8 protein-coding genes and 1 pseudogene are annotated in these 7,560 nt (G+C 57.0%); 5 read left to right on the top strand and 4 right to left on the bottom strand.

From position 1 onward, the window contains the following. Positions 1 to 181: 181 nt before the first annotated feature. The 3 genes from AC3WK5_RS20435 to AC3WK5_RS20425 all read right to left on the bottom strand — a co-directional run bounded on the left by AC3WK5_RS20435 (position 182) and on the right by AC3WK5_RS20425 (position 1,844). Positions 182 to 1,072, bottom strand: a complete 891-nt coding sequence (locus AC3WK5_RS20435) for a pseudouridine synthase (RefSeq protein WP_103315680.1) — start codon at positions 1,070 to 1,072, stop codon at positions 182 to 184. 92 nt (positions 1,073 to 1,164) lie between these two features. Continuing rightward, positions 1,165 to 1,485: a hypothetical protein gene (locus AC3WK5_RS20430; RefSeq protein WP_054596377.1), complete on the bottom strand. Its 321-nt coding sequence runs from the start codon at positions 1,483 to 1,485 to the stop codon at positions 1,165 to 1,167. A gap of 122 nt (positions 1,486 to 1,607) precedes the next feature. After that, a complete protein-coding gene (locus AC3WK5_RS20425) occupies positions 1,608 to 1,844 on the bottom strand; it encodes a glutaredoxin family protein (RefSeq protein WP_054596376.1) in 237 nt (78 codons plus the stop codon). Between the two features lie 204 nt (positions 1,845 to 2,048). Here AC3WK5_RS20425 and AC3WK5_RS20420 point away from each other — a divergent pair, with 204 nt between their 5' ends. Further along, entirely contained in the window at positions 2,049 to 4,004 is a 1,956-nt protein-coding gene (locus tag AC3WK5_RS20420) for a monovalent cation:proton antiporter family protein (protein ID WP_103315679.1), read from the top strand. 73 nt (positions 4,005 to 4,077) lie between these two features. Here AC3WK5_RS20420 and AC3WK5_RS20415 read toward each other — a convergent pair whose 3' ends face one another. Further along, positions 4,078 to 5,286 carry an ammonium transporter gene (locus AC3WK5_RS20415; RefSeq protein WP_103315678.1) on the bottom strand — a complete coding sequence of 403 codons (1,209 nt, stop codon included), beginning with the start codon at positions 5,284 to 5,286 and terminating at the stop codon, positions 4,078 to 4,080. 369 nt (positions 5,287 to 5,655) lie between these two features. On the opposite strand from AC3WK5_RS20415, the gene AC3WK5_RS20410 reads away from it, so the two are divergent. The 4 genes and pseudogenes from AC3WK5_RS20410 to dgt all read left to right on the top strand — a co-directional run. Beyond that, positions 5,656 to 5,970 carry an ElaB/YgaM/YqjD family protein gene (locus AC3WK5_RS20410; protein ID WP_054596373.1) on the top strand — a complete coding sequence of 105 codons (315 nt, stop codon included), beginning with the start codon at positions 5,656 to 5,658 and terminating at the stop codon, positions 5,968 to 5,970. Between the two features lies 1 nt (position 5,971). Then, entirely contained in the window at positions 5,972 to 6,361 is a 390-nt protein-coding gene (locus AC3WK5_RS20405) for a phage holin family protein (protein ID WP_054596372.1), read from the top strand. Then, complete coding sequence (locus AC3WK5_RS20400; protein WP_054596371.1) at positions 6,358 to 6,702, top strand: hypothetical protein; 345 nt, start codon at positions 6,358 to 6,360, stop codon at positions 6,700 to 6,702. The genes AC3WK5_RS20405 and AC3WK5_RS20400 overlap by 4 nt, the downstream gene beginning before the upstream one ends. Before the next feature lie 40 nt (positions 6,703 to 6,742). After that, positions 6,743 to 7,372: pseudogene (gene dgt / locus AC3WK5_RS20395) on the top strand (dGTP triphosphohydrolase); the annotation flags it as partial. Positions 7,373 to 7,560: the final 188 nt, after the last annotated feature.

Raw genomic sequence — 7,560 nt, 5'->3', positions numbered from 1 at the left:
CGCAGTCCAGCGGGAGCAAGCTCCCTCGCCACAGATACTTCTCAGGCCTCCAGACTTCCTTAAGTGAACAGCATTGCGCCAGTGTGCGGGCTTTATCGTTTCTGGCAAAAGCAGGCCTTGCACAGGCCAAGTCACTCACTGAGCACCGCGTTTGAGCTGTGCAATCACCACCGCAGGGCACTCACCACTGCAGGGTGATCTCGCTTTCAAAACTTCGTTCCAGCCCGGTCACCGGATCGATAAAGCGCAACCCTTTGGCCAGCAACTTCAACGGATTGGCGTAATCATCCTCAACGTCTTTCAATGCGTCGGGATAAAACGGGTCATTGCAGATACTCGCCCCCAACGCCGTCATGTGGACCCTTAACTGGTGCTTTTTGCCAGTCACCGGATACAACGCATAACGCCAGAGATCGGCATTTTTTTCTACGACTTCAATCGCTGTCTCGGTATTGCTCGCCCCCGGACCTTCTTGCATGCGAAAGAAGGGTTCGCCATCAACCAAACGGCTTTTGTGCACCCGTGGAAACGACAACTCAGGCAAGGCGCGGGCAATTGCCTCGTAGCGCTTTTCGATCTGTCGAGTCGGAAACAATGACTGATAAGTCGAGCGACTCTGGGGGTTGGCCGAAAACAGCACCAGCCCAGCCGTGTGTCGGTCTATGCGGTGCAATGGCACCAGGTGCGGGTTATCCAGGCGACGGATCAAACGCCGCAGCAACGTCTGCTCGACGTACTCGCCTGCCGGGGTAACCGGCAGAAAGTGTGGTTTGTCCGCGACCACCAGATGCTCGTCGGCATACAGAATCGTCTCGAGCACCGGGATTGTCTTTTCGTCGGGGACTTCCCGAAAATAGTGAATCCGCAGCCCTTCCTTGTAAGGCAGATCGACGGCAATCGCATGTCCGTGGCCATCCAGGACACGGCCACGGGCAATCCTGTCCAGCCATTGTTCACGACCTATGGCGCTGAAGTGCTCGCACAGACAATCGAGAACGGTCAACCAGGCGCCAGGCGGCAGGTACAGCGTGCTGGCCTGGTTCTGTGCGGCGGAAAAAGATGAGGTGGACATACGAAAGCTCTGGCCCTAATGCAGGTGGGCATTATCCAACAAGGACCCGAGCGATCCTAGGACAGATTCCGTGCGGGTCTCCCTCATGACTATCACGCGGTCAGCGACACTCGCTGCGCCGCCGCTTCGGTAAACTCCTTCAGCCAGCGCAATACATCGACAGCCTCCCAACGGCCGGGATCATAAAGCGCATACAACAACCCCTGATAACCCACGACATCCAGTTGACGGTGGTAACCCGCACGCTGAAACAAGGCTTCGATTTCAGCGAAGCACGTATTGAAGTGCAATTTGTTGAATGGCGTTTTCCCTTCCGTAACCAGGCCATCCAGGCGCAACTCCAGCACTGCCTCTTGGACCACATCAGCCGACATGCGATTCACGCTGGCTTTCAATTGTTCGACATTGACCATGCACTTCCCTCTGACGCAAATAACTGTATGCACATACAGTAAACGAATACTCGGGGTTACGCCAACGTATTACCTGAGGAGCGCGACAGGCGGAACGGCCGTCGCTGAAAACAAGAAGGGGTTTAGCGCAGGAATGCCACGACCTGTTCGGCGTCGAAGGGCCAGCCAAGCTCAGCCCCTGTATCAACACGGCGCAGCACCGGAATGCGTAAACCGTAGGCTTCAAACAACGCTTCACTGTCGGCAATGTCGACCAGTTCCACTAGCAGCCCATGCTCGACCAGCGGCATCAGCTCTGCTTCTGCGAGTTCACAGAGATGGCAACCAAGGGTGCTGAACAACTGGCATTCAGGAGTCATGACAAACAGACCAACGAGGATTGGGTGACTATTCTAGGCCCGGGATGAAAAGTCGTCGAGCAACGCCCTCCGTGACGACAGCCAATTTTAGCTATCTGGTATAACCCTGATGCAAATCATTCGACGTCGGCTCCAACTGCGCAATGCTCGCGGCTTTTTTTGCCTCTACGCTGGGTACGTCCCGGCACCGAAACGGAGAGTGTTGTGTTTGCCAATTTGTTGATCATCCTCGCCTCGTCATTGGTGGTGATTGCGCTGTTTCGGCGTCTTCAGCTGCCTCCCGTGCTGGGCTACCTGTGCGTGGGACTGCTGGTTGGGCCCGGCGCATTCGGCTGGGTGAATGACAACCAGGATCTACCAGACCTTGCCGAGTTGGGCGTGGTGTTTCTGCTGTTCTCCCTGGGACTGGAGTTTTCCCTGTCGAAAATGCTTGCGCTGCGGCGCGTGGTATTTGGTCTCGGCAGCCTGCAAGTGCTGTGCTCGGGGGTGCTGCTGGGCGGCTTGCTGATGTTACTCGGCATGCCCGCCCCTCCGGCCATGTTGCTTGGCGCCGGTCTGGGGCTTTCGTCCACGGCAATTGTCAGCAAAGAGCTGAGCAGCCTCGGCGAGATCTTCAGTCGTCACGGCCAGAATGCGATAGGCGTGCTGTTGTTTCAGGATGTAGTTGCGGTGTTGTTACTGACGCTGGTCCCGGTGTTCGCCGGTAGCAGTGATCAAAGCTGGTACTGGGCGCTGCCGATAACACTGGGCAAAACCGTGCTGTTGTTTGTCGGCCTGTTGCTGACCAGTCGCTGGTTACTGCCACGACTGTTCCACGAAGTCGCCACCTCGCGCTCCGCCGAGCTGTTCGTCCTGCTGGCCCTGGTCATCGTCTTGCTGACTGCCTGGCTGACACATCTGCTCGGACTCTCCCCCGCCCTCGGTGCCTTCCTTGCCGGCATGTTGCTGGGCGAAAGCCATTACCGGCATCAGATCGAAGCCGATATTCGCCCATTCCGCGACATTCTGCTCGGGCTGTTTTTCGTCAGTATCGGCATGCTGATCGATCTGCAGCTGTTCGCCAGCCATGGCCTGTTGATTCTCGGCCTGACATTGGGGTTGCTGCTGATCAAGGGCGCCGTGGTCGCGGCACTGGTCAAATGGCGCGGCAGCGACGGCGAAACCGCCTGGCGCAGCGGCCTGGCATTGGCGCAAGGCGGTGAATTCTGCTTTGCGCTGATGGCACAGATGCAACAGAACAAACTGATACCGGCCGAACTCAGCGGTCTGTTACTGGCCGCGACGTTTTGCTCGATGCTGCTGACACCACTGTTGCTGCGCGCAGCACCGGGCATTGCCGCACGCTTGCATCGCAAACCCGATAAGGAAGCGCAACTCGATCAGGTCGCGGCATTGAACGCCGAGCTGCACGGGCATGTAGTGATTTGCGGCTACGGTCGGGTGGGTCAGTCGATAGGGCGTTTTCTGCGTCGCGAAGGTCAGCCTTTCGTTGCGCTGGACGATGACCCGGTTCGCGTTCATCAAGCCGCAGCGGGTGAAAGCTGCGTGCACTATGGCGATTCCCGTCGCGTGGAACTACTGGGTGCCGTAGGTCTTGAACGCGCACGACTGTTGGTGATCGCAGTGGACAAAACCGATATAGCCATGACCGTACTCAAGGCAGCACGGCAGCTAAACGCTCAGGTCCCGATACTGGTTCGAACCCGTGACGACAGTCAGTTGGCCGAACTGAAGGCGGCCGGAGCCAATGAGGTTGTCCCGGAACTGCTGGAATCGAGTCTGATGCTCGCTTCCCACGCGTTGCTCATGCTGGGTTTGCCCCATCCGCAGGTCCAGGAGCGCGTCGACGAAGTGCGACATGGGCGCTATCGCCTGCTGCACGGTTTCTATCACGGAGCGCAAAGCAACCTGTTGGACAGTCGTGGGCAGCCGAAAGTATTGATGTATGCCGTCAACCTGACAATGGATGCCCATGCATGCGGCCGGCCCTTGAATGAGCTGGCACTTGAAGCATTGGGGGTGGACGTTCAAGCCATTCAGCGCAATGGCGCTGATTTGGCAGTTGAGGGCGTCACCCGATTGCTGGCAGGCGATCGGGTGTTGATGTCAGGCACCTTGTCTGCCATCGAGGCCTGTGAAGCACGGCTGTTGGCGGGGTAATGAGGCGTGGCCGCGTTGCTCGCGCAGAACTGGAAAATATCCTGCGCGAGCCCGGCCAATTAGCTGAAGACAATCAATCCTGGCTGACTGCACCGATCTTGTGGATCGACAGATCCGCCCCGTAATACTCCTCTTCCTGGCTCAGGCGCAGCCCGTGCAACAGCTTGATCGTGCCATACACCGCAAAGCCTCCGATCAGTGCCACGGTCACCCCGAGTGCAGTGCCTATCAACTGGCTGATCAGGCTGACGCCACCGAGCCCGCCCAAGGCACTCTGACCAAAAATCCCGCAGGCAATCCCGCCCCAAACACCACAAAGACCATGCAACGGCCAAACGCCGAGCACATCGTCGATCTTCCATTGGCTTTGCGCCGCAATGAAACACCAGACAAACAAGGCGCCGGCAATGGCTCCGGTCACCAGTGCGCCAACCGGATGCATCAGGTCGGAGCCGGCGCAAATTGCCACCAGCCCGGCCAATGGACCGTTGTGCAGGAACCCTGGATCGTTACGACCGACAATCAACGCGGCTACCGTGCCGCCGACCATCGCCATCAACGAGTTGACGGCCACCAGACCGCTGACGCCTTGCAGGGTTTGCGCGCTCATCACGTTAAAGCCAAACCAGCCGACGATGAGAATCCACGAACCCAATGCCAGAAACGGAATACTCGACGGCGCAAACGCCACCAGGCGCCCGTCGCGATACCGACCATTGCGCGGACCGAGCAGCAATACCGCCGCCAACGCCAGCCAACCCCCCATGGCATGCACTACCACGGAACCGGCAAAATCATGGAAGCTGGCACCAAAGCGAGCTAACAGCCAGGCTTGCAGGCCGAAGTTTCCGTTCCAGACCACACCTTCAAAAAACGGATAAATGAACGCCACGATCAACGCCGTCGCACACAACTGCGGAACAAATCGGGCGCGCTCGGCAATCCCCCCGGAAATGATGGCCGGAATGGCCGCAGCAAAGGTCAGCAGGAAGAAAAACTTCACCAGCCCATAGCCGTGATCAGCACTGATTACCGCGGCCGGTTGCATGAAAGTGACACCGTAGGAAATCCAGTAGCCTATAAAGAAGTAAGCCAGCGTTGAAATGGCAAAGTCACTGAGGATCTTCGATAACGCGTTGACCTGGTTTTTTTGCCGAACCGTGCCGACTTCCAGAAAAGCGAAACCGGCGTGCATGGCCAGAACCATGACAGCACCGATCAGAATGAACAGCGTATTGGAGCTATGGACCAGGCTGTCCACAGCACTTTGCAAATTTTCCATGGAGTTGGCAGACCTTAAAGTCGCAAAAGCACCAAAGCGGTTCACTGAGACAATTTGCGCACCAAGTTGACACCAGGCTTGGTATCCACCCTTATTCCGGCGAACCGTTTTGGCGCAAAAAACTCATTGAGGTCGATCGTTGCTCGGGTGTTTGCGCGAGTTTCTATTATTTAGGTTAAGGTTTTCGCGAAGCACGCCCAGTTTCAGTACAACAGCACTGGCTGACGCACCACGACATAGCAAAAGCTGTACCAGGCATTAGGGGGGTCTCAACGCGGTGGGGGAATCTATTTGAGAACAGCCCCTGGCACTGAACCTTCGAACAAGGCTCATACTCGAACATTTCACACACCAATAATGGAGATCATCATGGCCAGAAAAACGGAAAAGACTGCTCAAGAAATCCTCAGGGAAGATTTTCAAACATTGGTCAGCGACACCGAACGGTTGCTGGAACACACTGCGACACTGGCCGGTGATCAAGCCGATGAGTTGCGTAGCCAGATTCACGAAAGCCTGCAGCGGGCTCGCGAAACCCTGAAACTGACCGAAGATTCCTTGCGCCAACGCGGCCAGGAAGCTGTCACCGCCACCGAAGACTATGTTCAGGCCAACCCTTGGCAAGCGGTTGGCATCGCGGCCGGCGTAGGCTTTTTGATTGGCCTGCTGACGACGCGGCGCTGATATGGCTATCGATGAATCCGGCTCGTCCGAAACAGGTACGGGGTCTTCATCGCGACGCTTGGGTGCCGCTTTTCTCGGGTTGCTGCACAGCCATGTAGAGTTGTTCGGCATCGAATTGCAGGAGCAAAAAGCCCGCACCGTAAGCCTGTTGCTGTTCGCAGGGCTGGCACTGGTTTTCGCCTTATTGCTGTTGATCGGGCTTTCGGCGCTGGTGTTGATTCTGCTGTGGGACACTTATCGCCTGGCAGGGATCATCGGCCTGTGCGTTTTCTATGCGCTCGCGGCACTCTTTTGTGGCATGCGCTTGAAAGCGGCGATCTTCGATGAAACATCACCTTTCAATGCCACCCTTCAAGAGCTGGCGAACGACAGGGAGCGCTTGCTGCCATGAACCTGCCTGAAATCCCCAAAAACAGTTCCCGACAAGAGATGCGCAAGGCATTGATACGCTTGCGCATGGAAATGCATCGCCAGGAAATGCGCCACGAGTCCCGGCAGATGCTGGAGCCCTTGCAACGCGTACGGGGAATGACGCACAGTTTTCAGGAGGGTCTGGGCATCAAGCACGCGCCACTCTGGGGCATCGCCGCCGTAACCTTGCTGGGCTTTCTCACCGCCAAGGGTGCCAAGGGCGGTGCCATCAGCAGCGTCACTCGGTTAGTCCAGCTCGGCACCAGCCTGTTGCCGCTGATCAAGCTGGTGCTGCAAGGCTCCTCGCGCAAAGACCCGTAGACCCACAGCCCCCAATCAGTCACCTGACGGAGAACCTGCCTTGGATTGGCATACCCTGCTTAATCGTGAACGCCTCGGAAAACCGCTACACAGCCCGGAAGAGCTCGGTCGCAGCCCTTTCCATAAAGACCACGACCGGGTCATTTTCTCCGGTGCCTTCCGCCGTCTTGGGCGCAAGACCCAGGTTCACCCGGTGTCCAGCAATGACCATATCCACACGCGCCTGACCCATTCACTGGAAGTCAGTTGCGTGGGGCGCTCATTGGGCATGCGCGTCGGTGAAACCATCCGCAGCGCCCTGCCCGACTGGTGCGAGCCTAGCGATCTGGGCATGGTGGTGCAGTCAGCGTGCCTGGCCCACGACATTGGCAACCCACCTTTTGGCCACTCGGGTGAAGACGCCATCCGCTACTGGTTCCAGCAAGCCGCGGGCAAAGGCTGGCTGGACGCCATGAGCGAAGTCGAACGCAACGATTTCCTCAACTTCGAAGGCAATGCCCAAGGCTTCCGGGTTCTGACCCAACTGGAATACCACCAGTTTGACGGCGGTACACGGCTGACTTACGCAACGCTGGGCACTTATCTGAAATACCCGTGGACCGCGCGCCATGCCGATTCGCTGGGTTACAAAAAACACAAGTTCGGTTGCTATCAGAGCGAACTGTACTTAGGCCTTGCAGCCAAAAATGACATTTTTTGAAAAGCAACAGCCAGAAAGTTATAAGTGCAACTATTTGGCAATATTAAGAAGACTTAGATTTCAAAAAAAGAATAAAGAGGCTTTTGCTAGACCGTCACTTTACCACCGACCCAGCGAGGCAAGCCACCTAGATTCGCTCCCCGCCCATACCACTAAAC

Source organism: Pseudomonas sp. FW306-02-D09B, from assembly GCF_058782685.1.
This window is presented reverse-complemented; position numbering and strand designations above follow the sequence as displayed.

Bases quoted from the DNA above. Each gene is read 5' to 3' on its own strand.
- AC3WK5_RS20435 (WP_103315680.1), bottom strand. From the start codon at position 1,072: ATGTCCACCTCATCTTTTTCCGCCGCACAGAACCAGGCCAGCACGCTG.
- AC3WK5_RS20430 (WP_054596377.1), bottom strand. From the start codon at position 1,485: ATGGTCAATGTCGAACAATTGAAAGCCAGCGTGAATCGCATGTCGGCT.
- AC3WK5_RS20425 (WP_054596376.1), bottom strand. From the start codon at position 1,844: ATGACTCCTGAATGCCAGTTGTTCAGCACCCTTGGTTGCCATCTCTGT.
- AC3WK5_RS20415 (WP_103315678.1), bottom strand. From the start codon at position 5,286: ATGGAAAATTTGCAAAGTGCTGTGGACAGCCTGGTCCATAGCTCCAAT.
- AC3WK5_RS20410 (WP_054596373.1), top strand. From the start codon at position 5,656: ATGGCCAGAAAAACGGAAAAGACTGCTCAAGAAATCCTCAGGGAAGAT.
- AC3WK5_RS20405 (WP_054596372.1), top strand. From the start codon at position 5,972: ATGGCTATCGATGAATCCGGCTCGTCCGAAACAGGTACGGGGTCTTCA.
- AC3WK5_RS20400 (WP_054596371.1), top strand. From the start codon at position 6,358: ATGAACCTGCCTGAAATCCCCAAAAACAGTTCCCGACAAGAGATGCGC.